Raw genomic sequence first — 23609 nt, 5'->3', positions numbered from 1 at the left:
ATGATTCAGTTTTTTCTTAATATATTTACAACTGCAGTTGTTTCGTCATTTTCTTTATAAACACGCGGAATTCTTCTATCTAGCATACATGTAACTTCATAGTTTATTGTACTTAACATATCCGCTATTTCTTCTACTGTGATATTTTCTTCACCTTGTTTACCGTAGAATACTACTTCGTCTCCTACTTGTACTGGCATCGCTTTTGAAACATCCAACATTAACTGATCCATACAAACACGGCCAATTACAGGTACTCGAACCCCGTTAATTAACGCATAGCCTTTATTAGATAATTGACGATTATAACCATCAGCATAACCAATTGGTACAGTCGCAATCCATTCTTCACCAGTTGTTACATACGTATTCCCATAACTTACACCACGATTTTTCTTCGCATGTTTAATATGAGCCACTTTTGATTTTAACGACAACGCAGGCTGTAAAGAAACGACTGAATGATCCACCTCTTTTGATGGATACATACCGTACACTCCTATTCCAACGCGCACCATATTTTGAAATGTGTTACTTAATTCCATTGATCCTGCACTATTTGAACTATGAATATATGGTATTTGAATTCCTAATTCTTTCGCTGTATTAACAGCTTTTTCAAATAAACTTGTTTGCATATTCGTATATGATTTATCGATTTCATCTGCCGTAGAGTAATGCGTAAATATCCCTACTACTTCTATATACTCCATACGGTTTAATTCTTCTAAAAATGGTTTAACTTCTTCTTCTTGTAAACCGATACGACTCATTCCTGTATCAATTTTCACTTGAATTTGTACTTTCTTTTGAAGACGGTTTGCAATTTCATTTATACCATGTAAATCTTCTACTCTATAAACAGTCATCATAACGTCATATTGAATTACATCTTCTACAGCCGCTACTGGTGTGTATCCTAAAATTAAAATCGGCACAGTAATTCCTGCTTCTCTTAATTCTATTGCTTCATCTACAAATGCAACTGCAAGTTGATTTATTCCAGCTTCAATTGCAGCTTTGGCAACTTCAACTGCCCCATGGCCATACCCATTCGCTTTTACAGCAGCCATCATCTTAATTTCTTCATCATTTACATGTTTTTTAAATTCTTTTACATTATGTTTTACAGCATTTAAGTCAATTTCTACAATTGTATCTCTTCCATATTTCAAACTCATTGGTCTAACTCCTAACTCAATAATTGCATTCCATTCTATTTCACGTTTCATATGACCTTTTACAATATAATACTTTTCATTATGCTAGTCAAACTACTAGAATTTTCAGAATTTTGAGTATGATATAATATCCTCAAGAAACTATTATATACGGAGACGAGGAGAATTACAATGTTTGTTCAATCTGCATTACATCAACTAAAAGTTGCTATTGATACTTCTATTTATATGCTTAACCAATATAGTGAAAACGATTTAAAAATACAACCGATTCACTCAAAACGATCATTATTTGAAATGTGTACACATCTTTCTCTTATTTGTCATGCTGATTTGCTCATTTTAAATGGTATTCCAGAAAAAGAATTACATACCTTTTATATAGAACATACGCCCGTAACAGTTGCTCAAATGCAACAAACGATGATTGAAGGATACAACCTTCTCTCCAAAACATTTCTTTCCTACTCCCAAATAGAATTAGCAGAAGTTATGACTGCCTATTGGGGTATTTCTTATTCGCGCTTTGAATGGTTACTTGAAATCGTTGCACACTTTTATCATCATCGTGGACAAATTCATCTTTTATTATGTGAGCATATGAAAGATCCTCGCATTCCTTTATTTGAGTGATTTTCCACTTATTCATTAATTATAAATAGAGAAGCTACAAAACCAATAAAAAGTAGCATTCCTAATAAAATAAATGTTTGAGCATACCCTCCTATTTTCATTAGATAAATAGAAATAATAGGTCCTATACTAGTACCTAAAAATAAAATAAAAGTATAAATAGATACTGCTATTCCCCTCGCTTTCCCTCCTAATTGACCTACAAGAGAAACTAAAGACGGAACGGATATAGCAATACCTATTACAAAACAGACACTCATCATTACAAGTAGAGATAGATACGAAACAAAGCCCATTGAACTTAGACTAAAAATAGCGATCAACAATCCTCCCTGAAGAACTTTTCTTACTTCAAACCTCTTCGTTAAACGACCTGCAAGCGGTGACAGCAACATACCAAATAGCCCCGCTAAGCGAAAATAAAGAATTTGTTCTGCAGTTAAATTGTAAGTAGGAGAGCTCAAATAATTCCCTAAAACAGTATACATATTAACAAAAGCCATTAATAAAACAAATGCAATTATATAGCTTAATACTAAGCTTTTATTTGTAAAAACTTTACCCATCTGTTTAATTGGCCCCAAAATATCAGTATAGGATTGAGACGTCTCTCCTTTCGGAAGAGAATAATAAACCCATATAGCAGTACTTATATAGACAATGCTAAGAAGAAAGAAAACCATATGCCATCCAAAATGCTGACTAACAGTAGTACTTATTACCTGCCCTACAATTCCAGCTACTAAAAAACCAGTACTAACAAATCCTATTGTTGTAACCCTTCTTTCTACTGGGAACATTTCTACAACGTAGGCTAGCGCTACTGGAGAAAATGTAGCTGCTGCTATCCCTTGTATACCTCTAAAAATAACAAGCCAAAATAAACTATCTACAAACCCTAAGCAAAAAGAAACAATCGACAGTGCAAGCAATCCAATAAAAATCACTTTTTTTCGTCCATATTTATCAGAAATTGCCCCAAATAACAAACACCCTATAGCAAAGCCAACAGAAAATATACTTCCTGTAGCTGCCGATTGTGCTAATGACGTATTAAAAATGTTTGAAAATAGAGAGATTAAAGGTATTGTTACATATAGGCTAGACATAACTACCATACCCGACCAACATAATACCGCTGTCATTATTGTATAATTCTTTTCACTATTTACTTCCTTTCCTATTTCCATCATAAACTCTCTCCCTTATTACGATTTGTTTTTATTAGTTTAAACTCTCTAAATTACTAAAATAGCATTCCTTTAACTCTTATTTATTTTAATTACATAGCAAAAATTATCACCGTTCATAAAGTTAGTTAAGCATATAATAAGGTAAGCTAATTATATGTCCGAATAAATAAGTTGATCTTCATAATCAACTTATTTACCTACCTTCTCCTAATTTCACCTGCATAGTTGTTTGCATTTTATTTAATAGCTTTTCTAAAACTTGACGCTCTTCTTGATTAAAGCCATCAACTAACGAAGCGCAAGATAACCAAAAAGTTGGTAAAGAATGTGTAACTAGTTCTTTTCCTTTCGGAGTAATTTTCACCTTTAATCTTCTTCGATCTTCAGAATGGTGGAATCTTACGATTAACTCTCGTTTCTCCATCCAATCTAATAAGCCAGTGACAGAAGCACGTGTAATCCCTAATCGACTCGCAATATCCGAAGGACTCATGTTCACCTCTTCCCCATTCGCTTCCATTTCACGCAAAATAAACAATAGTAAAAAATCTAATTTACTCTCTGAAATACCAAGCGGAGCTAAATCTACGTCAACCGCATCAAGAACATTATCAGACGTCCATAACATTAACAAACCAAGTTTTGCTGCGATTGGATCCGTTTCCGCTGACGCTGTCTTTTTGATTAACTCTGCGTACGGCTCAATCCCTAAAGGAAGAGAATCTTTTCTTGAATCCATTCATCTTCACTCTCCTTTCTCATTAAATAATTAGCTTACCTAATTACTTTCTCATTATACTCATATTTTTCCTTTTATTGCAAGCACATTGTTGAACAAAAAAATCCTATTATTAAAACAGGATTTTTCACACTGACTAGCTATCAGTTTTAAATAATGTGCAACTTCTTTAAGGCATAAGAAATTCCGCCTTCACTCGCCTTCGTTGTAACGAAATCAGCCCTTCTCTTCAACTCCTCTCCACCATTTCCCATCGCAACCCCTAATCCTACATACTGCAACATCTCAATATCATTTCCACCATCACCAAAAGCAATGGCTTCTGATTTACTAATATTTAAATATTCCAATACTTTTTGAATTGCAGTTAGCTTCGATACTTTACTATCTTCCAATACATTCATAACGTAACCATGAAAACGGTCAAACGTAAGTGCTGGATATCTTTCAATGAATTTTTGAGCTTCTGCTTCATCAGCATACAGACATATGCAATACATCTCATCTGACAAGTTTTTAACTTTGTCAGGATACCGCTCTAAATTTAAAGTTTCATTTAACGCTCGTATGACACGTTCATCTTTGGAGGCAATATCATTCATTGCAAATTCTTCTGTAAAGTAAGAAACACTGTGACCATGTAATTCAGCAAAATTTGAAATATCATGAACGATTTCGCTTGAAAGTACTGATTTATGTATAACTTTTTCCCCACATTTTATATGTGCACCATTTGCAGAAATATACGTTTTTATGCCTAGTCCCTTAAATTGTGAGCATAAACTATATGGTCTCCCTGTTGTAACAACTACATGAACTCCATTATCTATTAACCTTCGTATCGCTTCTTTTGTACTTTCGTGCATACTTCTATCAATCTCACTTAATAACGTACCGTCAACATCGAAAAATACAACTTTGTACATAAGTTTTTACATCCCGTCCAAATGATTCGTATCATTAATGAAATGCACCGTTTTTTGTTCACCCTCAATTTCAATTAAACTTATTCCCGTATCTCCCATTTTGAAATAGTAGTCCATTGAAATTGGCATTTTGAAAAATGCACATAATAGACTTTTAATTACGCCTCCATGGGCAACAATTGCAATTCGATCATATGTATTCTCTGTCATAATTTTAGAAAAGATTCCTTCTATTCTCATTCGAAACTCAATAAATGACTCTCCGTTTTCAAAACGGTCATGAAGAAACTTTGGCTCTGGATATTTCTTTGCTTCTTCAAATGATAAACCAGCTTGTATTCCATTATTAAACTCCATTAATTCCTCTTCTAATTGAATTGGACAACCAATTGCTTCTGCTAATGTTTCACCCGTTTCGCGAGCGCGTTTTAATGTGCTTGCCCAAATGAAATCTGGTGCAAAATCTTTTTTCACTTTCTGTACAAGTCTTTGTACTTGTCGTCTTCCTTTGTCAGTCAACTCAAAATCAGCTCGTCCTTCATGCACATGTAAAATATCAGCTTCTGATTCTCCGTGGCGTATTAGTAGTATTTGCATGTTTCTCTCTCCCCCTTTATTTAACATTCACAAAATTCTATTATATCATATTTTAAGATTTCAAAATAAAAAGGAACGGTCTCCCGTCCCTCATCCATTCACTTTTTCCGCATCATTCCAATAATATTTACTAAACGCTTCTGTTAACACATCAATTGTGTTATATAATTCATCTAACGTATTATCAACACCACCAACTTCAATTAACATCGCATTTTTCGATAGATCTTGGTTATAAACGCCATTTCCATCTTTTTTATACTTCGGAAAAATCCCTCTACTTAATCCATAATAGTTTTCATCTAAATAACTATTGATCGCTCTTGCAATTTTTTCATTTTCAGCACGGCCTTCATTTTCCATCCCAATAATAAAATATAATCTTGCATACGATTTTCCATTAATTACTTTTGTTGTTACTTTCTTACGCTGATCATCACGATGTATATCAATCGGAAACGCAATTTTATTATTTTGTGCTAATGCTCCTTTTACATATTCATGAGATGCTTTATATGACTGATACCATACCCACTTTTTACTCGCTAATAAATCACCCATATTCGTTTTATCGTGAATTACTGGAATTCCTTGCCCCTCAAGTTGTTCCTTCATACGTTTTCCTAGTAAGGACACATTTACATCTGGGCTAGATGGATCAGTTGCCCCTGGTAATAATGGAAAGAAGGATTCCCAGCTATGTGTATGATAAATATATACTGCACTTTCACCTTTTTTCGCTCCGTTCTTTTTCTGAACCGGATTATTCTTTTCCGCTTCTGTAACTTTATCTTTTGCTACTTCCCGTTCTTTCGTTACTTCTTCAATCGGTACACTAGATTCATTTGGGATATTCGTCAAGTTTGTCCCTTCCCCAGCTACGATAATATTAGAATAATACTTTGACATACCAGGTACTTCTTTACCGACGAATGTTCTTAAATCTTTAATTTTCAAATCTGTCGCAATAGAGAACATTAAATTCCCAACTGACTCTCTTTTATTCTGCTTAAAATAATCAAATCCGTAATAGTGATTCTCACTTTCTATCATTTGAACAAAACCTTGCATCGATACTTTTCCAAACCATTGATTTGCATAATTCGATTTCATTGTATGTAAAAGTGACGTCAAAATCGACGCTATTATAATTACTATTAGCGCATATATAAGGAGTAACGAAATTAATTTCTTCCCATGTATTCGAGTTGCATACTTTTTCACTGCATCACCTTCTTTATACATGGATATGTACAAGCTTTTCGGAATATACGCACAAAAAAAGAGAAATGGTATCCCATTTCTCTTCCTCACTTTTATTGTTCTTTTCCTGTATCATTTGAAGGTAGTTTCTTCGCTTGTTTTTCTTTAAATATTTCTCCAATTGCCCCAAGAGTACCAAGTGTTTCAATTGCATTAGACGGAATAAAGACTTTATTTGCTGGTCCTTTTGCAACTTCAGCTAATGATTCGAATGATTTGTAAGCAAGTATGCGCTCATCCAAATTCGCTTCACGAAGCAATTCAATACGGTTTTGTTCTGCTTTTGCGATTTCTTCAATTGCTCGCGCTTCCCCTTGTGCCTCTAATTCTTTTGCTTCTCTTATACCTTCAGCTTCGCGAATACGCGCTTCTTTATCCCCTTCAGCCATCAAGATTTTACTTTGCTTTTCCCCTTCAGCACGAAGAACTTTATCTTGTTTTGCTGCTTCAGCTTCTAAAATAATTGCACGTTTATTACGCTCAGCCTTCATTTGTTTTTCCATTGATGCTTGCACATCTTTTGGCGGGTTAATATCAACAACTTCGACACGTTCAATACGTACGCCCCATTTTTCTGTTGCTTCATCAAGCGCTAAGCGGATTTCTGTTGAAATTTTTTCACGACCAGATAACGTTTCATCCAGTTCCATTTTACCGATAATTTGACGCATCGTTGCTGAAGTAATATTACGAACACCATATTCATAGTTTGAAATACCATATGTCGCAAGTTCTGGTTCAACAATTTGATAGAAAATAATTGTATCTATTTCTACTTGAACATTATCTTTCGTAATTACTTTTTGCGGTGGTACATTCGTTTGTTGAATACGTAAGTCGTGATATACACGAACACGATCTACAATTGGGATTAAAATATTTAATCCTGGGTGCATTATACGTTGAAACTTACCAAATCTTTCAACAACCCCAACTTTTTGCTGAGGAATAATTTTAATTGTTAATGCGATAAATGTAACTACAATTAGTGCGAATATAATCGTTAACGTTAATGCTACCATACTTATTCACTCTCCTTTTTTACTTGTAATATAGTACTATGCCTCTTTATAACAACGACTTTTTCTCCAGCATCAATTGAAGAATCTGCAATAGCTGTCCAAGTATCTCCATCCACCTTCACAATACCATTCGCTTCATTTGTAATCGCTTGCATAACAATCCCTTTTTTACCAACAAGCATATCTACTGTATCAGTAAAACCTTTTGCCTCTCGAAAGTTTTTGGAAATTCTTTTCGTAAAGAATGTCAAAGTTAAACTTACAATTGCGCCAACAGTAACTTGTAACAGTAGTGCATCAGGAGCAAACAAAGCAATAAGACCTCCGACAACAGCTCCAATTCCAAGCCAAAGCATGTAAAATGTAATCGACAACATTTCTGCAATAAATAAAATACCAGCTATTATAAACCAAATTACCCAAGCAGCCATATGCAACCCTCACTTTCTTTCTCATTTTCTATATGTATATGAAGAAAAGAATGGTTTATCCGCCCTTTCTTACACTTGGGCGTTTGCTACAAGCTATTGTACATACTCACTGTTACAATGATTATTAATATAATACTATATCGATATATTCTTCATTATACATGAAAATTCCTTTCAAAAAGTGACAAAAAATTAAATTCTTTAAAAATTTCATTTTTTAAATTACAATTATTCTAATTACTAAATACTATTTTTATAGAGGTGTTATTCTTATTGAGAAACCTGTCACTAACCTACTACTTAGGTTCCAAAACATGCATTACTCTCGCTGACATCGTATATGTAATGATTATTACAACTCATATTTATATAGCAACTAAATCAGCTACTATTACTGCTCTTTTTCCATTATTACAAGTTATCACAAATCTAATTGCTAACATCTCTGCACCACTAATAATAAATCGTTTTCCGTCTTATACGTTGTTATATACGCTACAATGGCTAAAAACAGTCTTTTTACTATTATTAATGATTTTGTTTCCAGTCTTATCCACAAACATTATAGCTCTATTAACTTTTATTTTTTTCATTTCATTATGTAGTGGATGGAGCGCTCCATTACTATACAGCATTCTTCCGCGCCTTACACCGAAAGAAAAATTAGTAAAAGTAAATAGTATCTTTTCCTTTTCAACACAAATTGCGCAAGCCGCCGCTTATTCATTTACGAGTGTTATCGTTCTTCTCATTGGCGCTACATCTACACTCATGATTAATAACATGTTAATGATTTTTGGATGTATTGCATTACACCTTTCATTACGTACCATACATACTGAACGAATAGCAGATCCTCCCTCTTCAAAAAGTACTGCTTTATCGGAAGGTTGGAAACTCTTATTTCAAAATCCTTCTCTCCGTACCGTTACATATATGGACTTAATTGAAACTTTCGCCGGGACAATATGGATTGGCGCTATTACGATGGCATATGTTACGACTATTCTTCATAAAGGCGAAGAATGGTGGGGATATATTAATACAAGTTATTATGTTGGCACGTTAATCGGTGGTCTATTAGCATGGAAAATGAGTTCCTATATTCAAAACAATTTAATACGATCTATGTCGATTGGCTCTCTTATATTTAGCATTCTTACATTTTTATATGGTATGACGAGCAGCGGATTTATTGCGCTTTTTCTATGTGTTCTAATGGGACCATGTTATCAAATTAGAGATATTTCCCAAACGACTGTTTTACAATCAAGTGTCGCCCCTGCTTTATTATCAAAAATGTATACAGCACATGGTGTACTTCTTTCAACAGCCTCTGGACTATCTATGCTTAGTGTTGGCATTATTACTGATATGTTCGGTGTTCGTACAATTTATATCATCGCTTCTATTCTTATTTTATGTTCCGCTTGTTTATCTTTTAGTTTATTAAAATATCATAAAACAGAGCAGAACGATATTTCACTTTAATCACTAAAACAAAAAGGACAGGCATTCCCTGTCCTTTTTATTTATTCTATTCATGACAAGTTTGGGATTTTTCTATGTTTTGTCGCCTGTTCAAAAGCATAAGCTAGCTTAATTAACATCCCTTCACTAAAGGCAGTACTTGCAATCGTAATTCCAAAAGGTCTCCCGCTTTCCATATACCCTGCAGGTATTGCTATAGACGGATAACCCGCTTTCGCACATATAGTAGAAGCTATATAGGAAGGAAACAGTATCGCATCAAGATTATATTTTTCCAATGTAAAATCAATGCCTTGTTCTTGTGAAAAATATATATCTTCTAATCTTGCATTTAAATATTCTGGATTTCGTAACGTATTAGGAAAATCTTTTCTTCCTTCTAACTTAGTTTGTCCATATTTTAAAGCTCTTTCTGCTATGTTTTTATTAAACTCCATTAACTCCGAAATAGAATGTACCGGCATAGTAGAAGGTAATTTAGAAAGATAGTTATCTAAACTATGCTTCAGTTCATAAAGCGGCACTCCCCAACTCCATTCTCTATGAAAAGAAGGCATATTAATATTTTCTACTACTGTCGCTCCTTCATTACGTAATACTTGGATCGTTTCCTTAAACAAGATTTCATCATACTCACCATTTTCGTAATAATCTTTTGGTGCATCGTTAAACACACCAATCTTCGCTCCATTTAAGCCATTAACATTAAGATATTTTGTATAATCTTGCTCTGCCCTACCTTCACTTCTATGAGTAGCAACATCTTTCTCATCTACTCCAATTAAACTCCCTAGCAAAATAGCAGCATCTGTTACCGTTCTAGCAAATGGTCCAGCTGTATCTTGCGAATAAGTAAATGGAATAATTCCTCTACGACTAATTAAACCGACAGTCGGTTTAATACCTACTACAGAATTTTGAACAGCAGGGCTCAAAATAGAAGCATCGGTTTCTGTCCCAATAGATACTACTGTAAAGTTAGCAGCAACTGCTATCGCAGATCTTGTACTAGATCCGCCAACAAACATATGGTCCTTGCCCGTTCCGTATGGATTGATTGTTTGACCACCTCTTGCACTATATCCAGCCCACATTTCAAAAGACATTGCATTTGCTAATTCTGTCATATTTGTTTTTCCTATTATTACTGCTCCGGCTTCTCGTAATTTTGTAACGAGAAATGCATCTTCACTGCTTATATTTTGTTCTAGAGCAATCGTACCTGCACTTGTATGCATGGAGTCATTCGTTTCAATATTGTCTTTAAGCAAAACAGGTATACCATGTAATGGACCCCTTATACCTTTTGTCTTTCTTTCATAATCTAACGCTTCTGCGATAAAAATAGCATCTGGATTGATTTCTAAAATAGAATTAATTTCCGGTCCGTCTTGGTCATACTTTGCGATTCTATGAAGATAATACATCACTAATTCCTTTGAAGTTAACTGCCCAGATTCCATTTCGGTTTGTATATCATGAATTGTTAATTCTTTTTTTAATACTGGATTAAACTGAATCTCCATTTATATTCTCCCTTATAGCAACTTTTTTGCGTATAACTCTTACTTTTTCATCTTTTCACCCCAACTATTCCAAACTAATATTCCTTTAAAGAAATTCAATTTATCTATTCAAAAAGCCTTTAATTTCCCGAAAAATAAAAAGAGTCTGAAACGAATGAACTTTCGCTTCAGACTCTTTTATTACTTTACATATATCTCATCTAATAAGTGTAAAAACTCTCCTTGTTTCCCTGCTAATTCAGGGCATTTTGCAATATTAACCCATTCGTAGCTAAACGCTAAACCTTGATCTTTCTTACCAGCACTTACTATATGTTCCCATGTATCTTTTACATCAGTTAGTAAAGTTACATGAAAAAAGTGACGTTTTTCATATTCCTGTTTTTCCTTCACATGTATAATGTAATCTGCTAAAAAACGCTCTATACATAAATGACGCAATCCGGATTCTTCCTGTACTTCACGCAATATAGCCGCTTCTAACGTTTCACCTTCATCAACCGTTCCCCCTGGCACTTGAATACCAGCTTCATGTATATCACAATGTTTAAAAACCAGTAATTGCATAACCCCCTCTTTTTCTCTTGTAATATATGCATGTACTTTTTTCTTATATAACATCGTCATTATACGTCTCTCCCCTCAATCATTTACTCTGTTACTTCTTCAAGCGTCAGTTGATTATCATACAAATATGTAGCTTGTGGATTTCCCACATACCTTACGTGCCATGGTTCATACCGATAGCCCGTAATCGTTTCTTTCGCTTTTGTGTATCGAATCACAAAACCAAATTTATGGGCATTTTCAGAAAGCCACTGACCTTCTTTCGTTTCCCCAAAAACCGTCTCTAACTGAAATTTAGCAGATTGAGACGTAATATCCATAGCTAATCCAGTTTGATGCTCACTTGTGCCAGGAACCGCGCTAGACATTGCTGTTTTTGCTTCCCCATCTTGTTTTTTATACATCGTATTTAATGCTTTTTGTCGATCAAAGGATCTAAATCCAGAAACTGCAAAAAGGAAAATACGCTCGTTGTTAGCTTGCTGGAACATTTCCTCAAGCGCCCTCGCTGCCTCTTTTCTCATCTTTTTCTTTTCTTGATCACCTTCACTAGAGTAGCGCACTTTCGGAATAACTAAATCTGGCGGTCTATAACCATCTGGTAAACGCCTACTTTTATTCACAAGTACAAGCATTGAATTCGGATTATTAATTACCGCAATATCCCCATCCATATTAGCAATTGTTTCTTTCGCTTTCGGAAATATACTATTTACACTTACTTCCCGCGCCTGCTTATCCTTATACATTTTATAATTGATTCCTGCTACTCCAACAATAATTATTGCAGCTACGATACCGAGTAGTGCCCATCTTTTTTTCATATAACGACCTCTTATTTTAATAATTTGGCCATTTCATACTCATCGATGTCCTTTCCATCGATAATAAGAGCAGCTTTTTTGACACCTTCCTTCTCAAATCCAGCTTTTTTATATAGTGCCTGAGCTCTTGTATTGTGGGCCATTACTGTTAATTCTAAACGCCATACATCATGTAATTTTGCCCACTTCTCAACCTCTTTAAACAATCTCGTCCCAATACCTCGCCCGTTATACTCTTGCAAAATACCAATTACAATGCTTGCCACATGCCTCTTTCTTTGAATGTTATTTCCATTCACTAATATAAAACCTATTATTCTCTCATCTTCAACTGCTACAAATATTGTTGCATATTCATTTTCTATAAATCGCTGGATCATTTTTTCTTGTTGCTCAGCTGTAGTTTTCCTTTCTCCTGGTTCATATAACATAAACTTCGTTTCTTCATCTAATTGCTTACTTAATTGCAAAAATGATGCTGCATCTTCTACTTTGATCTCCCTAATCACCTAAATCACCCTATCAATTTCATAATATAAAAATTTTCCTTGTAAAAAGATTTTCTCTGCCATTTCAAAAATCCCTTTCTAATTCTCCTATTATAATTAGACAAATTTCGATATCGCTATAATAATTATTAATCATGTCCATTTTGTGACATCTTGCTATCCACATTTCAAACCAACACAAAAAACGTAAGTATTACACTTACGCTTTTCCAAGATTGAAGTGAGCTAATAATTATCGATAGATACCCTGGCTAATTCAAGTTTCACTTTATCCATTCACTTTTTCTGCCTGCCAAAAATATTCACCAAATGCTTTAGCAAGTGCATCAATTGATCGATTCAATTCTTCCTCCGTATTATCTACACCGCCAACTTCTATTAATATCGCTTGTCCTGATAAATCTTGATTATAGATTCCATTTCCTGTTTGGAAACCTTTTTGAATGACCCCACGACTCACTCCTGGATATTTCTTATTAATCGCCTCATGTAAAGCTGTCGCTAATTGTAAGTTTTTTTCATAATTTTTATTTCCTTTCCCTACTACAAATGCAAGCTTCGCATATGATTTATCTCCAATTGTTTTTGTCGTTACATTCTTTCGAGCACTATCACGATGCAAATCAAAAAAGTATTGAAGATCTTTATTTCCAGCCATAGCTTGCTGCACAATTTCTCGTGACATTTTATACGAACTATTACTGTTTAAACCCTTACTTATTAACTTTTGACCAACATCACTCTTATCGTTAGTAGCTCCAATCCCTTCACCTTCTAGTTGTTCACGGAAACGATCTCCTAATATAGAAATATTCGATACAGAACTCGTTGCTTTATTCGGATTCGGATCATTCGTTAAGTTAAGTAAAGGTAAATAAGATTCCCAGCTATGTGTATGATAAATAAACGCAACTTGTCTTTTCCCGGTCGTTTGGGACGGCTGTTTCTTCTCTTTATTCGTATCTTGTTTAGGTGCTTGTCCAGTTCCACTAGTCCGTTCTTTCACTACTTCTTCAAGAGGTACACTCGACTCTATCGGTAAGTTAGAATAGTTTGTGCCCTCACCCGCAATAACAATTTCTGTATCGTACTTACCAAACCCGGGTAGCTCTTTCCCGACAAAACTGCGTACATCATTAAAGCGAATATTTGTAGCCATAGAAAAGAGAAAAGAAGAAATTGAAAAATCTTGATTCAAATTTCGATACTCCTGTGTAAAATAATGATTCTCTTTTCCAAGTACATACATGTAACCATTCATCGATAACTCATTTAACCAATTATATAAATACGTTGACTTCGTCTCTTTCATAGAGGTTACCATCATACTAATAAGAAAAAAAGTCGCTAGCACTGTAGTAATAACAAATAAAACTAACTTACGCATACTTGTAAACTTCATAAAAAAAAAACCCCGATTCATACTATCACCTCTCTATTTCAAGTTATGTACAAGCCCTAGAGAATAGACCGTTAAAATTTCGGCTATATTGTTAATGAGGTGAAATGAATTGAAGCTATTAATAGGAATATTACCAATCGCTCTATCATTCATTTTTTATTTGTCCGCTAAGCATCCAAAAGTCTCTATTGTACTACATATTTCTGCGTACTTGGCACTGTATGTACTCGGTACAATTATTTCCATTAATATATACGATGTTTTAATACAAGATTTAGTTTTCATGACGAGCATTCATGGGATTTTACTGAATCCATTTTTCCTTATTGCAGGAGCGTATATAGGAACATACACGTTGTACCTACTTATGTCTCACATTATTATAAAAATAAAAAATGGAGCGTAATGAAATGCAACCAACATTTATCTGTCATACATGCAAAAAAAGAATTGTGAGGAAGAAAGATCTTATTACCGCCACATGGTACTTCCGCTTTTATTTATTTCACAGTGATTGTTTTAAACGACAGCAAGTGTTCCTCTCACGATTTATCCCAGTGAATACACTTTTCAATTTCTTTCTTATTATGTATGGACTTATTTTTGGCAGCATTCTTATGATTACAGAACCATCTATTATTTGGCTGATTTTCTTATTTCCCATTTTTTATCGGTTTCTTTCTTATTATTATGTGGAACGTTTTTTCTCTACATAACGTGCAGACTGACCTCTCGGAATACTTAAACATTCCCACTCATTTTCTTTTAACATCTTCCCAATATAAATAATCTGACCAATATGCAATGCATAATGAGAAATTTGCCTTTCAATTGCTTGCATGACAGTATGTGCTTCACCGCGAATGTATACCGTCTTCAATAAGTGCTCCGGCGCTAAAGTATTCATCGTATTAAAAACATATTTCCATCCTTCTTGCCAAGCTATAAGGGCTTCTTCTTTTGAATGATAGCATCCCTCAAATTCACCATCTCGATTACGATCGGTTTTTTCACCATCAGACGTTAAAAAATCCGTCCATCTAGAACGCATATTACCGTGCAGATGCTTTATAATAATCGCTATACTATTTGTTTCTTCATGAGAATACCATTGTATTTGTTCATATGATAATTGAGAAAGTGCCCGTTCCCCTTGCTTCTTTGTTGCTTTAAAGTTCGAAATCGCACATTGTAAATATTCTCGTCCGATATCCATATTAGCCCCTACCTTCACCCTAGCTAATTTTCGTTCCATTTGGCAATTCCATATTAGGCTGAAGCAACACAACATCATCAGCTTCAGGAACGCCGCCAAGCACAAGCACTTCTGATTTGAATCCAGCTACACGCTTCGGTGGAAAGTTTACAACCGCAACGATTTGTTGACCGACTAAATCTTCTGGACTGTACCTTTTCGTAATTTGGGCACTTGACTGCTTTATCCCGATTTCTCCAAAATCTATTGCTAGTTTAATCGCTGGTACTCTCGCTTCTTTAAATTCCTCTGCATGTATTACAGTTCCAATTCTCAAATCCAAATTTAAAAAATCTTCAAAATTAGCCATTTATCATTCCCCCCAATTATTACTTAGACAAAATACAAAAATCCCCTTCAAAAAAAGAAAGGTGCCTAAGCACCTTTCTTTTGTAATTCACTTGATTCATTTGATTTATAGAAGAAGAAACCGAGAATCCCGCCAATACATGATGGAATTAACCATCCGATTCCTTCGTTATATAACGGTAACATTTGTAGTACATTAGAAATCGCGTCAATTTTAATTTTCGCACTTTCTAAACCGTTAAAGAAACTAATTAACAATGCACCTAAAATAGCTCCAATATAAATTGTATTACGCTTCCCAATCCACTTATGGAAATACGAAAGTACGATTAATACAATTGCAACTGGATAAATGATCATTAACACAGGTAATGTTACTGCGATTAATTGTGTTAAACCTAGGTTAGATACAATTAAACTAAATACACATACCATTGTTACAATCGTTTTATGCGAAAGTTTTGGGAATAAGTTTGTAAAGAAACCCGCACACGCAGATGTTAACCCAACAGAAGTTGTTAAACAAGCGAGTATAATAACAAGCCCTAATAAAATTTTACCACTCGTCCCATATAGCTCATTTACAACATTCGTTAAAATAAGACCACCGTTTTCTGAAATACCAAGTGATGTACTTGTTGAACCAAGATAAGCAAGTGATAAATAAATTAACGTTAAACCAAGTACAGCAATAATACCTGATACAACTGTTATTTTTGCAATTTGACTACTCTCTTTTATCCCTTTAGAGCGGATAACTTGTACAACGACAATTCCAAATACGAGAGCACTAATTGCATCCATCGTTAAATATCCTTGAATAAATCCACCAAAGAAAGCATTTTCTTTGTAAGCAGCTAACGGTGCAGCTGGCTCTCCAATTGGATCAATAATTGCCTTTCCGACAATAACAGCGACAATTAATACTAATAATGGTGTAAGAAACTTTCCAAACCAATCCACTAATTTAGATGGATTTAATGATAAATACCACGTTATTCCGAAGAAAACTATCGTGAAAAGAAATAGCATGTACCACTCTGAAACCATTGCCTCTGATAAAAATGGCTTCATACCCATTTCAAACGAAACAGCTCCAGTACGAGGAATCGCGAAAAATGGTCCAATTGCTAAATAACTAATCAATGGGAAAATAAACGCAAATATAGGGTGGACTCTAGAAGATAGCGCTTTCAAGTCCCCCTCTACAAACGCGACAGCTGTTACAGCTAGTAGGGGTAATCCGACTCCCGTTACAAGGAATCCTATTGTAGCAATCCAAACATTCTCTCCTGCTTGTTGACCTAAAACTGGCGGGAAAATTAAATTTCCTGCTCCTAAAAATAATGCAAATAGCATCAAACCAATTGCTACCGTATCACCTGGCCTTAAACGTCCCTTCATGCTCTTCATTTGCATAGCACTTTTTCATTGTTTATCTCTATATTTTACAATATGCTATGCATCCTCCTCTCTGCTCAAGATGATAAAATATGCCCCTTACAAAGCAGTGTCTTTCTCCATAATTTCTCCATTCCCCTTATTTTTACTCTAATCATTAATACAATTGTTATTTTTGAATTTTGAGTTTTTTGAATTTTTAAATCATTAGAGTGTTATTACGTGGAGTATAGTTGTCAGACCTCTTTGTTTTTATCACACATATAGTAACATATTTAGTTGCAAAATAAAAACATATTTTCAAATTGATTTTTTTGAAAATCGAAATTATCTACATTTTTTATTCTCTTACACAAATATTGTTATAATCTCACCTATTATCTTGTCGTTATTTTAAAATAACTTTACACGCGTAACATAACAAAAGCCATCCAAGATAATTAGATGGCTTTTGTATGTTACTCTATCGTTTCAACTTCACGTGGATTTTTCATCTCTTCCACATATACAACTCTAAATCCGTGATCTTCTAAATCTTTCAATAATGTCTCTAATTCACCGTCGTTAAACTCTTCTCCTAATGTAAACATAATTCTACGAACTAATAAGGCATCATTATCAAAAGTCATCAAACTTTGAATACCAGTGTATTTCTTTAAAACTGTCGATAACTTTTGGATTGCTCCATTATAGTCTTGCGTTCCAATCATGACAGAGTATTTACTAGAGTGAACGCCCCATGCATCCTCTAATAACTCAAAAACTTTTTTATGCGTTAAAATTCCAAGGAAAACCCCTTTTTCGTCAACTACTGATAAATAAGGCAATTTTTTTATTGTAAAAAATACTTTAAAGAAAGATGAATCTTCTCTCACAAATCCCTCTTTATCGTTTAATAATTGCATTACACTCTCGTCAAGTGATCCTTTATATTCTAAAATATCTACTTTATATATATTCCCTAAAAATTTCTCTTTTTTTTCATCTAAAACTGGTACACAACGATACCCCGTTTTATTTAAATGCTCTAACGCTTCCCCTATCGTAATCGAACTTGAGCACAGTAAAACTTCCCTTTTTGGCACGTAATTCCCTTTAATCCTCATAAAAAGCCTCCTTATGTTAAAATACTTTCTGTGCCATAACTATATTATATTTTCAGAAAAAAATAAATAATTTATTTTATTTTTCTGAAAATTATTCATTTTCTTGTCATAATTTATTCATGAATCCTTCACTTGCACTTTCTTCCGCATCCAAAACCCTCCCTCTGAATTCTGAATCACTTCAATGTATCATTGTACGGACCTAATTGTTTTTTAGAAAAGTAATAATTTGTCTCCTTACTTTTCATTAACATATTTCCTTTTATAATTAAAAAATAGGTAGCTATTAGAAAGTAGATCACCCCAAATAACCAATCCAAATTTGTAGCCAGATTGTGTAAAAGAATATACCTCATATATACATAACCAATTGGAACATGTAGTAATACAACCGCACCTAATCCCGGATTATATATTGTTTTAGCTTTTATATTCGCAAAAATACCATGCCATATGAATTGAAAAAATCCCATTAAAATAGGTGCCAACCCAAGCCATATTATATTTTGAAAGAAAACCGGGAGTAAATAAAAAACATACGCAATCAAAATATTTATTACCATAGCAGATTGCGTATTTAATGGATAACGGTCTGGTATATTACTTTTAAATATAACTACATTAAACAGACCAGCAAAATAACCTGGCCAACGATACTCTTCAAATTGATGCACTAAAATGGCCACAAAACTTAAACCTAACAGTACTTTTATTTCACTCATTTCTCCCAAATTCGCGACTAAAGAAACAACGACAACAATAGCGACAACTAACCCTATATCACACCAATGCTTTCTAAAGAAACTAGCCACCTCTATCACCCACTATCTCAATTTTTATAAAAGTAGCGTTCAAATAGGAAATCAATCTGTTTTTCTACAGATGGTACTTTTATATCTGCCCCTGATTCGAGAATTGGCATCATTAATGTGGGAAGAAAAATGGATCCAAATATTTGCACCGTCATCATCATTAAAATTTCCTGATCCTTTTCATTTGTTATCTCGCTCAAAATATTCTTCACTTTACTGAAACCTAGCCTCTTCAAAAAATCCCCATATTCGTATTGAGATGTAAATACCGTAGTTCCCATTGCAATAATCTTCCTAACTAACTCCGGATATTGCCGAATTACTAGTACATAATCCAATAAAAATATTTTTAATCTTTCTTTTGCTGGCACTGTAATATTATCTAAAATAGAAAAAGTGCCTTGAAAGCTAATTAATAAAACTCTAATCGCCTCACTAATTAACTTTTCTTTTGAAACAAAATGGTAATTTACTAGCGCTATATTTATATATAACAATTTCGCAATTTTCCTTATCGTTACCTTTTCAAAACCTTCTTTTTTAATTAATTCCAATGTTGTATTTAAAATCTTTTCTTTCGTTGATACGTTTTCATTCCCTCCCAATCTATCTCCCCCTCTAGAATGTATCAGTTAAACAACGATTTAAACATCGTTTAATTTTATGGTATCACTTTCCAATTTTAAAAATCTATTTAATCCTTTCGACATTTCCCTACATTCTCTTCATTCCACACAAAAAATAGATTTCTAAATACAATTTAAAATTATCCATATGCCCATACATGAAGAAAAATATATTGTAACTTGCTCCAAAAACGGCTAAAATAAGAATAAGAATTTTCTGAATATTCCAAGAGTAGGTGGTTTATATGTCCTTATTACGCTCACATATATGTAAATTTATAATTGGTGTTATTGTTATTTTTGCCATAAGTCCTATTCCAGCTCTTTTTATTACACACAATTACTCTTATCAAAATGGATTTATTAGCATTTTTCAAAACTTCGCACAGCTTTCTTCTATATCAATTCCAAAGGTTGATTGGATGCATGAATCTATCTTTTTCTCAGCAAATCAAATGATACATACTTCTAATCATTCAACACCATTATTCCCTTACATATGGGAAATATATTTTATATCGATTGTTCGTTTTACTTTTACCCTTGCGATCGGATTTTTCATAAGTTTGGGTATCGGCCATTTATTTTTCAAAGTACCTAACTCGTTTAAAAAGTTTACTACTGTATTGAATTGGATACCTTACTCTTTTTGCACTGTAGTATTACAATGTTCAGTCTTATTACTACTTCTATACGTCGCACAATTTATAAACCTTCCTTACTACTCATCTTTTATCATCGTATGTAGTACTTCCATGATTATCGTTATGCAAGCAGTAAAAAAATGGATTCCTTTCTTGAAAAACACAAATGAATATGAAATAAAACATGATTCTTTTCTTGTGGATACATTGTTTTTGGCGCTTACTTCGAACCATAAATCAATTTTAGGTTCCATCATTCTTTCATTCGTTTTTATGGAATGCGTTTTTCATGCAAGTGGACTGTTACAATTTATCGTTCAATTTGGCGGAAATTCACCCATAATTGTTACAATCGGCTTATTACTACTCTATATCCCATATAGCATACTTTCTTTCCTTCAAACACTATGGACCACAAACTACTCCAAGCAACAGTTATACACTTTAACGAGAAGTGTTCCAAAACCTTAATTGAAATAACCCTCTATAATCTAAAAGTAGGGGGTTATTCCTTTTGTATAGCGGACAAAATAACAGCAAATTCAAAAACTATTACAGAAACATACCAATATTTGCCCTTTTCCTTTGACTATTCTTTTCATTTGGATTTATTATAAAAGTATAACATAATTGCAGGAGGTGACATCTTTATTCCAAACCTTGGAATGGAGAACACACTTGGACATATTAAATATTTTTCTCATCTTTGTACTTATTCTTATTTCTGGCTTTTTCGTTGCATCAGAATTCGCTGTTGTAAAAGTACGAAAAAGTCGAATTGACCAACTTGCAAATGAAGGTAATAAACAAGCTTTAGCTGCAAGAAGCGTCCTATCTAATTTAGATGTTTATTTATCAGCTTGTCAGCTCGGGATTACGATCACTTCTTTAGGGCTTGGTTGGCTTGGTGAACCGACTGTGGAACATATACTACGACCGCTCTTTGAAAAAATTAATATTACTGGAACAATGGCTAACACTTTATCTTTTGTTATTGCTTTTAGTGTTATTACATTTTTCCACGTTGTATTAGGTGAGTTAGTTCCAAAGTCTTTCGCAATTCAAAAAGCAGAAGCAATCACACTCAAATTTGCAAGACCTCTTATTTTATTTGATAAAATTATGTATCCATTTATTTGGTTACTCAATAGTACAGCTATATTTTTCACAAAACTACTCGGATTAGAACCTGCCAAAGAAAATGAACTTGCTCATTCTGAAGAGGAATTGCGACTCATTTTAGGTGAAAGTTTTAAAAGCGGTGAAATAAACCAAACCGAATATAAATATGTAAATAACATTTTTGAATTTGATGATCGAGTTGCGAAAGAAATAATGGTTCCTCGTACCGAAATGATTTGCTTATCTACTGAAAATACGTTAGAAGAAAATATGGATATCGTCGCAACTGAAAAATATACACGCTATCCAATCATTGAAAAAGATAAAGATGATATCATCGGGATGATTAATACGAAAGAAGTATTCCATGATCAAACGAAAGGTATTTATAAACCACTTGAATCTTATATACATCCTGTTTTAACAGTATTTGAAACAGTTCCAATTCGTAAAACGTTAGTCCATCTTCAAAAAAATCGCGTTCAGATGGCAATCGTTATGGATGAATATGGTGGCACTGCCGGACTTTTAACGATGGAAGATATTCTTGAAGAAATCATTGGAGAAATTCAAGATGAATTCGATGCGGATGAATCACCTATGATTGAAAAACGTACACCTAAGCTTACTGTTTTAGATGGAAAGGTGCTCATTTCTGAAGTAAATGATATGTTTGGCCTACATATTGATGATAGTGATTTAGATACAATTGGAGGATGGCTTCTCTCTCAAGCAGTTGACTTAAATATTGAAGCTGGTTATTCCATTGAATATGCTGGTTTTCAATTTAAAGTATTAGAACTTGATGGACATCAAGTCAAAAAAGTTGCTGTACATAAACTAGATATTAAAAAGGAGCTATAAAGTGACTGTTTTATTAACAATTTGTATCATTGCCTGTTTCCTTGTTTCATTTCTCGCCTTTATTTATCCCATTATCCCTGGCATACTTGCTGTCTGGGCTGGATATTTAATTTACCATTTCGGTATAAATGGAGGAGAATTAACAACTTCTTTTTGGATTATTCAAGTCATTTTCACTCTTTTCATTTTCGTTGCTGATTTTATTGCAAATGGATATTTCTTAAAAAAATACGGTAGTTCTAAATGGGGCGAACGTGTCGGAATGATTTCTATCATTGTCGGATCGTTCTTCTTCCCACCATTCGGACTTATTATCATACCGTTTTTATCAGTATTTATAACAGAACTAGTGCATAAAAAAGCGCCAAAAGATGCCTTTCTAGTTGGAGTCGCTACTGTAGTTGGTTTTTTAAGCAGTACAGTAGCGAAAGCAATTCTCCAAATCATTATGATTGTCATCTTCTTGTGTTATATCATATTTTAACCATCCCGACTTCGGGATGGTTTTTTAATATGCAATACCTACTCGACTATTTTCATATATGTTTTTCTTACATAGATCCCATGCAAAGTGTGCTGTATCACCCACTGTAATTTTTGATCCACCTTCTGGCAATATATCTTTTTCAGTTCGATATACCTCTGTCGCCTCACCGTCTATTAAATGTGTCGGACAAACAACTGTCCAACATAAATTATTACTATTACTTAGTACCTTATATGCAGCCAAATGATCTTCTGCTGCTGTTGTCGTTTTCCTTTTTGATTCCGTTGATTGAAAACGATATAAATTTAGATCCGTTCTTGCTTGTAAAATACCAGCTGTTCCTATTGTTATGATCTTATGAACCCCCTCTTCTTCCATTTGCTTAATAATTTGTGGCATACTCTTCGCTAATGTTCCATTTTGATCCGTTCCAAGTGCACTAATTACTATATCGCTTCCTTCTATCGCTTTTTTTATATCATTTTCGTTCAATACATTACCTTCTATCACTCGTAACCTTTCATGTTGTATTTCTATTCTATTAAAATCACGCGCTAATGCAGTCACTTCAGCTGAATCCTTTAATGCTAAATTAATTATGTTTGAACCTACTCGTCCTGTTGCTCCCAATATACATACTTTCATTTGTTTTCCCCCTCTTTCATTCTCTTTCTATTTT

General features: G+C 33.8%; 27 protein-coding genes. 7 read left to right on the top strand and 20 right to left on the bottom strand.

Annotated elements, in window-relative coordinates; all coding sequences use genetic code 11:
• Positions 1 to 5 precede the first annotated feature (5 nt).
• Positions 6 to 1181, bottom strand: a complete 1176-nt coding sequence (gene alr, locus H6481_RS08565; protein ID WP_002093966.1) for an alanine racemase — start codon at positions 1179 to 1181, stop codon at positions 6 to 8.
• A gap of 171 nt (positions 1182 to 1352) precedes the next feature.
• On the opposite strand from alr, the gene H6481_RS08560 reads away from it, so the two are divergent.
• A complete protein-coding gene (locus tag H6481_RS08560; protein WP_000498006.1) occupies positions 1353 to 1814 on the top strand; it encodes a hypothetical protein in 462 nt (153 codons plus the stop codon).
• A gap of 8 nt (positions 1815 to 1822) precedes the next feature.
• On the opposite strand, the gene H6481_RS08555 is transcribed toward H6481_RS08560, so the two are convergent.
• From H6481_RS08555 to H6481_RS08525, 7 genes are all read right to left on the bottom strand, one after another.
• Complete coding sequence (locus H6481_RS08555) at positions 1823 to 3004, bottom strand: MFS transporter (protein WP_015406471.1); 1182 nt, start codon at positions 3002 to 3004, stop codon at positions 1823 to 1825.
• A 196-nt stretch (positions 3005 to 3200) separates the two neighbouring features.
• Entirely contained in the window at positions 3201 to 3746 is a 546-nt protein-coding gene (locus tag H6481_RS08550) for a MarR family transcriptional regulator (RefSeq protein ID WP_000378333.1), read from the bottom strand.
• Positions 3747 to 3895: 149 nt separating this feature from the next.
• Complete coding sequence (locus tag H6481_RS08545; RefSeq protein ID WP_065483344.1) at positions 3896 to 4672, bottom strand: Cof-type HAD-IIB family hydrolase; 777 nt, start codon at positions 4670 to 4672, stop codon at positions 3896 to 3898.
• A gap of 6 nt (positions 4673 to 4678) precedes the next feature.
• Positions 4679 to 5269, bottom strand: coding sequence for a histidine phosphatase family protein (locus H6481_RS08540; RefSeq protein WP_098256523.1), 591 nt, complete (start codon positions 5267 to 5269; stop codon positions 4679 to 4681).
• 90 nt (positions 5270 to 5359) lie between these two features.
• Positions 5360 to 6565, bottom strand: coding sequence for a stage II sporulation protein P (locus H6481_RS08535; protein ID WP_346655879.1), 1206 nt, complete (start codon positions 6563 to 6565; stop codon positions 5360 to 5362).
• A gap of 20 nt (positions 6566 to 6585) precedes the next feature.
• Positions 6586 to 7554, bottom strand: a complete 969-nt coding sequence (locus tag H6481_RS08530; RefSeq protein WP_000226254.1) for an SPFH domain-containing protein — start codon at positions 7552 to 7554, stop codon at positions 6586 to 6588.
• A gap of 2 nt (positions 7555 to 7556) precedes the next feature.
• The gene (locus H6481_RS08525; protein ID WP_000741974.1) at positions 7557 to 7985 is read right to left on the bottom strand and encodes an NfeD family protein; all 429 of its coding nucleotides are present in this window, start codon (positions 7983 to 7985) and stop codon (positions 7557 to 7559) included.
• 273 nt (positions 7986 to 8258) lie between these two features.
• Here H6481_RS08525 and H6481_RS08520 point away from each other — a divergent pair, with 273 nt between their 5' ends.
• Positions 8259 to 9476, top strand: a complete 1218-nt coding sequence (locus H6481_RS08520; RefSeq protein ID WP_142254725.1) for an MFS transporter — start codon at positions 8259 to 8261, stop codon at positions 9474 to 9476.
• Between the two features lie 50 nt (positions 9477 to 9526).
• On the opposite strand, the gene H6481_RS08515 is transcribed toward H6481_RS08520, so the two are convergent.
• The 5 genes from H6481_RS08515 to H6481_RS08495 form a co-directional block, all read right to left on the bottom strand.
• Complete coding sequence (locus tag H6481_RS08515; RefSeq protein WP_182811444.1) at positions 9527 to 11002, bottom strand: amidase family protein; 1476 nt, start codon at positions 11000 to 11002, stop codon at positions 9527 to 9529.
• Between the two features lie 180 nt (positions 11003 to 11182).
• Positions 11183 to 11629 (bottom strand): NUDIX domain-containing protein, encoded by a 447-nt coding sequence (locus H6481_RS08510; protein WP_000178281.1) that lies wholly within the window; start codon positions 11627 to 11629, stop codon positions 11183 to 11185.
• Between the two features lie 23 nt (positions 11630 to 11652).
• Positions 11653 to 12393, bottom strand: coding sequence for a M15 family metallopeptidase (locus H6481_RS08505; protein ID WP_000747650.1), 741 nt, complete (start codon positions 12391 to 12393; stop codon positions 11653 to 11655).
• An 11-nt stretch (positions 12394 to 12404) separates the two neighbouring features.
• Positions 12405 to 12902, bottom strand: coding sequence for a GNAT family protein (locus H6481_RS08500; RefSeq protein ID WP_002093964.1), 498 nt, complete (start codon positions 12900 to 12902; stop codon positions 12405 to 12407).
• Positions 12903 to 13170: 268 nt separating this feature from the next.
• A complete protein-coding gene (locus H6481_RS08495; protein ID WP_001079283.1) occupies positions 13171 to 14325 on the bottom strand; it encodes a stage II sporulation protein P in 1155 nt (384 codons plus the stop codon).
• Positions 14326 to 14413: 88 nt separating this feature from the next.
• Between H6481_RS08495 and H6481_RS08490 the strand changes: the two genes are divergently transcribed.
• Together H6481_RS08490 and H6481_RS08485 are read left to right on the top strand one after the other, a co-directional pair.
• Positions 14414 to 14710, top strand: a complete 297-nt coding sequence (locus tag H6481_RS08490) for a hypothetical protein (RefSeq protein ID WP_000770732.1) — start codon at positions 14414 to 14416, stop codon at positions 14708 to 14710.
• A gap of 4 nt (positions 14711 to 14714) precedes the next feature.
• Positions 14715 to 15020, top strand: coding sequence for a permease (locus H6481_RS08485; protein WP_071730037.1), 306 nt, complete (start codon positions 14715 to 14717; stop codon positions 15018 to 15020).
• Here H6481_RS08485 and H6481_RS08480 read toward each other — a convergent pair.
• The 6 genes from H6481_RS08480 to H6481_RS08455 form a co-directional block, all read right to left on the bottom strand.
• A complete protein-coding gene (locus tag H6481_RS08480) occupies positions 14993 to 15559 on the bottom strand; it encodes a DUF1572 domain-containing protein (protein ID WP_065483331.1) in 567 nt (188 codons plus the stop codon). The two genes, H6481_RS08485 and H6481_RS08480, sit on opposite strands and share 28 nt — an antisense overlap.
• The gene (csaA, locus tag H6481_RS08475; RefSeq protein WP_001263018.1) at positions 15540 to 15869 is read right to left on the bottom strand and encodes a chaperone CsaA; all 330 of its coding nucleotides are present in this window, start codon (positions 15867 to 15869) and stop codon (positions 15540 to 15542) included. Before csaA ends, H6481_RS08480 begins: the two co-directional genes overlap by 20 nt.
• A gap of 65 nt (positions 15870 to 15934) precedes the next feature.
• Positions 15935 to 17287 carry a branched-chain amino acid transport system II carrier protein gene (gene brnQ, locus H6481_RS08470; RefSeq protein WP_001999653.1) on the bottom strand — a complete coding sequence of 451 codons (1353 nt, stop codon included), beginning with the start codon at positions 17285 to 17287 and terminating at the stop codon, positions 15935 to 15937.
• Positions 17288 to 17727: 440 nt separating this feature from the next.
• Positions 17728 to 18375, bottom strand: coding sequence for a cyclic di-AMP binding protein CbpA (cbpA, locus tag H6481_RS08465; RefSeq protein WP_001220528.1), 648 nt, complete (start codon positions 18373 to 18375; stop codon positions 17728 to 17730).
• Positions 18376 to 18551: 176 nt separating this feature from the next.
• Entirely contained in the window at positions 18552 to 19196 is a 645-nt protein-coding gene (locus H6481_RS08460) for an HXXEE domain-containing protein (RefSeq protein ID WP_078993393.1), read from the bottom strand.
• An 8-nt stretch (positions 19197 to 19204) separates the two neighbouring features.
• Positions 19205 to 19792: a TetR/AcrR family transcriptional regulator gene (locus H6481_RS08455; RefSeq protein ID WP_182811441.1), complete on the bottom strand. Its 588-nt coding sequence runs from the start codon at positions 19790 to 19792 to the stop codon at positions 19205 to 19207.
• 266 nt (positions 19793 to 20058) lie between these two features.
• Here H6481_RS08455 and H6481_RS08450 point away from each other — a divergent pair, with 266 nt between their 5' ends.
• The 3 genes from H6481_RS08450 (at position 20059) to H6481_RS08440 (ending at position 22927) form a co-directional block, all read left to right on the top strand.
• Complete coding sequence (locus H6481_RS08450) at positions 20059 to 20928, top strand: hypothetical protein (protein ID WP_097987828.1); 870 nt, start codon at positions 20059 to 20061, stop codon at positions 20926 to 20928.
• A gap of 207 nt (positions 20929 to 21135) precedes the next feature.
• The gene (locus H6481_RS08445; protein ID WP_023521750.1) at positions 21136 to 22443 is read left to right on the top strand and encodes a hemolysin family protein; all 1308 of its coding nucleotides are present in this window, start codon (positions 21136 to 21138) and stop codon (positions 22441 to 22443) included.
• Position 22444: 1 nt separating this feature from the next.
• Positions 22445 to 22927 carry a DUF456 domain-containing protein gene (locus tag H6481_RS08440; RefSeq protein ID WP_000217336.1) on the top strand — a complete coding sequence of 161 codons (483 nt, stop codon included), beginning with the start codon at positions 22445 to 22447 and terminating at the stop codon, positions 22925 to 22927.
• 24 nt (positions 22928 to 22951) lie between these two features.
• Here H6481_RS08440 and H6481_RS08435 read toward each other — a convergent pair whose 3' ends face one another.
• Positions 22952 to 23575 (bottom strand): SDR family oxidoreductase, encoded by a 624-nt coding sequence (locus H6481_RS08435; RefSeq protein WP_053564686.1) that lies wholly within the window; start codon positions 23573 to 23575, stop codon positions 22952 to 22954.
• Positions 23576 to 23609: the final 34 nt, after the last annotated feature.

Origin of the sequence: Bacillus sp. ME78 (genome assembly GCF_903970865.1) — a bacterium.
Lineage (GTDB): Bacteria > Bacillota > Bacilli > Bacillales > Bacillaceae_G > Bacillus_A > Bacillus_A cereus.
The sequence above is the reverse complement of the archived record's forward strand: the minus strand, read 5'-3'. Positions and strand labels throughout refer to the sequence as shown.

Excerpts from the sequence above, each read along its gene's own strand:
- H6481_RS08540 (WP_098256523.1), bottom strand. The coding sequence starts at position 5,269 with ATGCAAATACTACTAATACGCCACGGAGAATCAGAAGCTGATATTTTA.
- H6481_RS08435 (WP_053564686.1), bottom strand. The coding sequence starts at position 23,575 with ATGAAAGTATGTATATTGGGAGCAACAGGACGAGTAGGTTCAAACATA.
- H6481_RS08485 (WP_071730037.1), top strand. The coding sequence starts at position 14,715 with ATGCAACCAACATTTATCTGTCATACATGCAAAAAAAGAATTGTGAGG.
- H6481_RS08450 (WP_097987828.1), top strand. The coding sequence starts at position 20,059 with ATGTCCTTATTACGCTCACATATATGTAAATTTATAATTGGTGTTATT.
- H6481_RS08555 (WP_015406471.1), bottom strand. The coding sequence starts at position 3,004 with ATGGAAATAGGAAAGGAAGTAAATAGTGAAAAGAATTATACAATAATG.
- H6481_RS08505 (WP_000747650.1), bottom strand. The coding sequence starts at position 12,393 with ATGAAAAAAAGATGGGCACTACTCGGTATCGTAGCTGCAATAATTATT.
- cbpA (WP_001220528.1), bottom strand. The coding sequence starts at position 18,375 with ATGAGGATTAAAGGGAATTACGTGCCAAAAAGGGAAGTTTTACTGTGC.
- H6481_RS08530 (WP_000226254.1), bottom strand. The coding sequence starts at position 7,554 with ATGGTAGCATTAACGTTAACGATTATATTCGCACTAATTGTAGTTACA.
- H6481_RS08525 (WP_000741974.1), bottom strand. The coding sequence starts at position 7,985 with ATGGCTGCTTGGGTAATTTGGTTTATAATAGCTGGTATTTTATTTATT.
- csaA (WP_001263018.1), bottom strand. The coding sequence starts at position 15,869 with ATGGCTAATTTTGAAGATTTTTTAAATTTGGATTTGAGAATTGGAACT.
- H6481_RS08510 (WP_000178281.1), bottom strand. The coding sequence starts at position 11,629 with ATGACGATGTTATATAAGAAAAAAGTACATGCATATATTACAAGAGAA.
- H6481_RS08495 (WP_001079283.1), bottom strand. The coding sequence starts at position 14,325 with ATGAATCGGGGTTTTTTTTTTATGAAGTTTACAAGTATGCGTAAGTTA.
- H6481_RS08560 (WP_000498006.1), top strand. The coding sequence starts at position 1,353 with ATGTTTGTTCAATCTGCATTACATCAACTAAAAGTTGCTATTGATACT.
- brnQ (WP_001999653.1), bottom strand. The coding sequence starts at position 17,287 with ATGCAAATGAAGAGCATGAAGGGACGTTTAAGGCCAGGTGATACGGTA.
- H6481_RS08480 (WP_065483331.1), bottom strand. The coding sequence starts at position 15,559 with ATGGAACGAAAATTAGCTAGGGTGAAGGTAGGGGCTAATATGGATATC.
- H6481_RS08545 (WP_065483344.1), bottom strand. The coding sequence starts at position 4,672 with ATGTACAAAGTTGTATTTTTCGATGTTGACGGTACGTTATTAAGTGAG.
- H6481_RS08515 (WP_182811444.1), bottom strand. The coding sequence starts at position 11,002 with ATGGAGATTCAGTTTAATCCAGTATTAAAAAAAGAATTAACAATTCAT.
- H6481_RS08550 (WP_000378333.1), bottom strand. The coding sequence starts at position 3,746 with ATGGATTCAAGAAAAGATTCTCTTCCTTTAGGGATTGAGCCGTACGCA.
- alr (WP_002093966.1), bottom strand. The coding sequence starts at position 1,181 with ATGAGTTTGAAATATGGAAGAGATACAATTGTAGAAATTGACTTAAAT.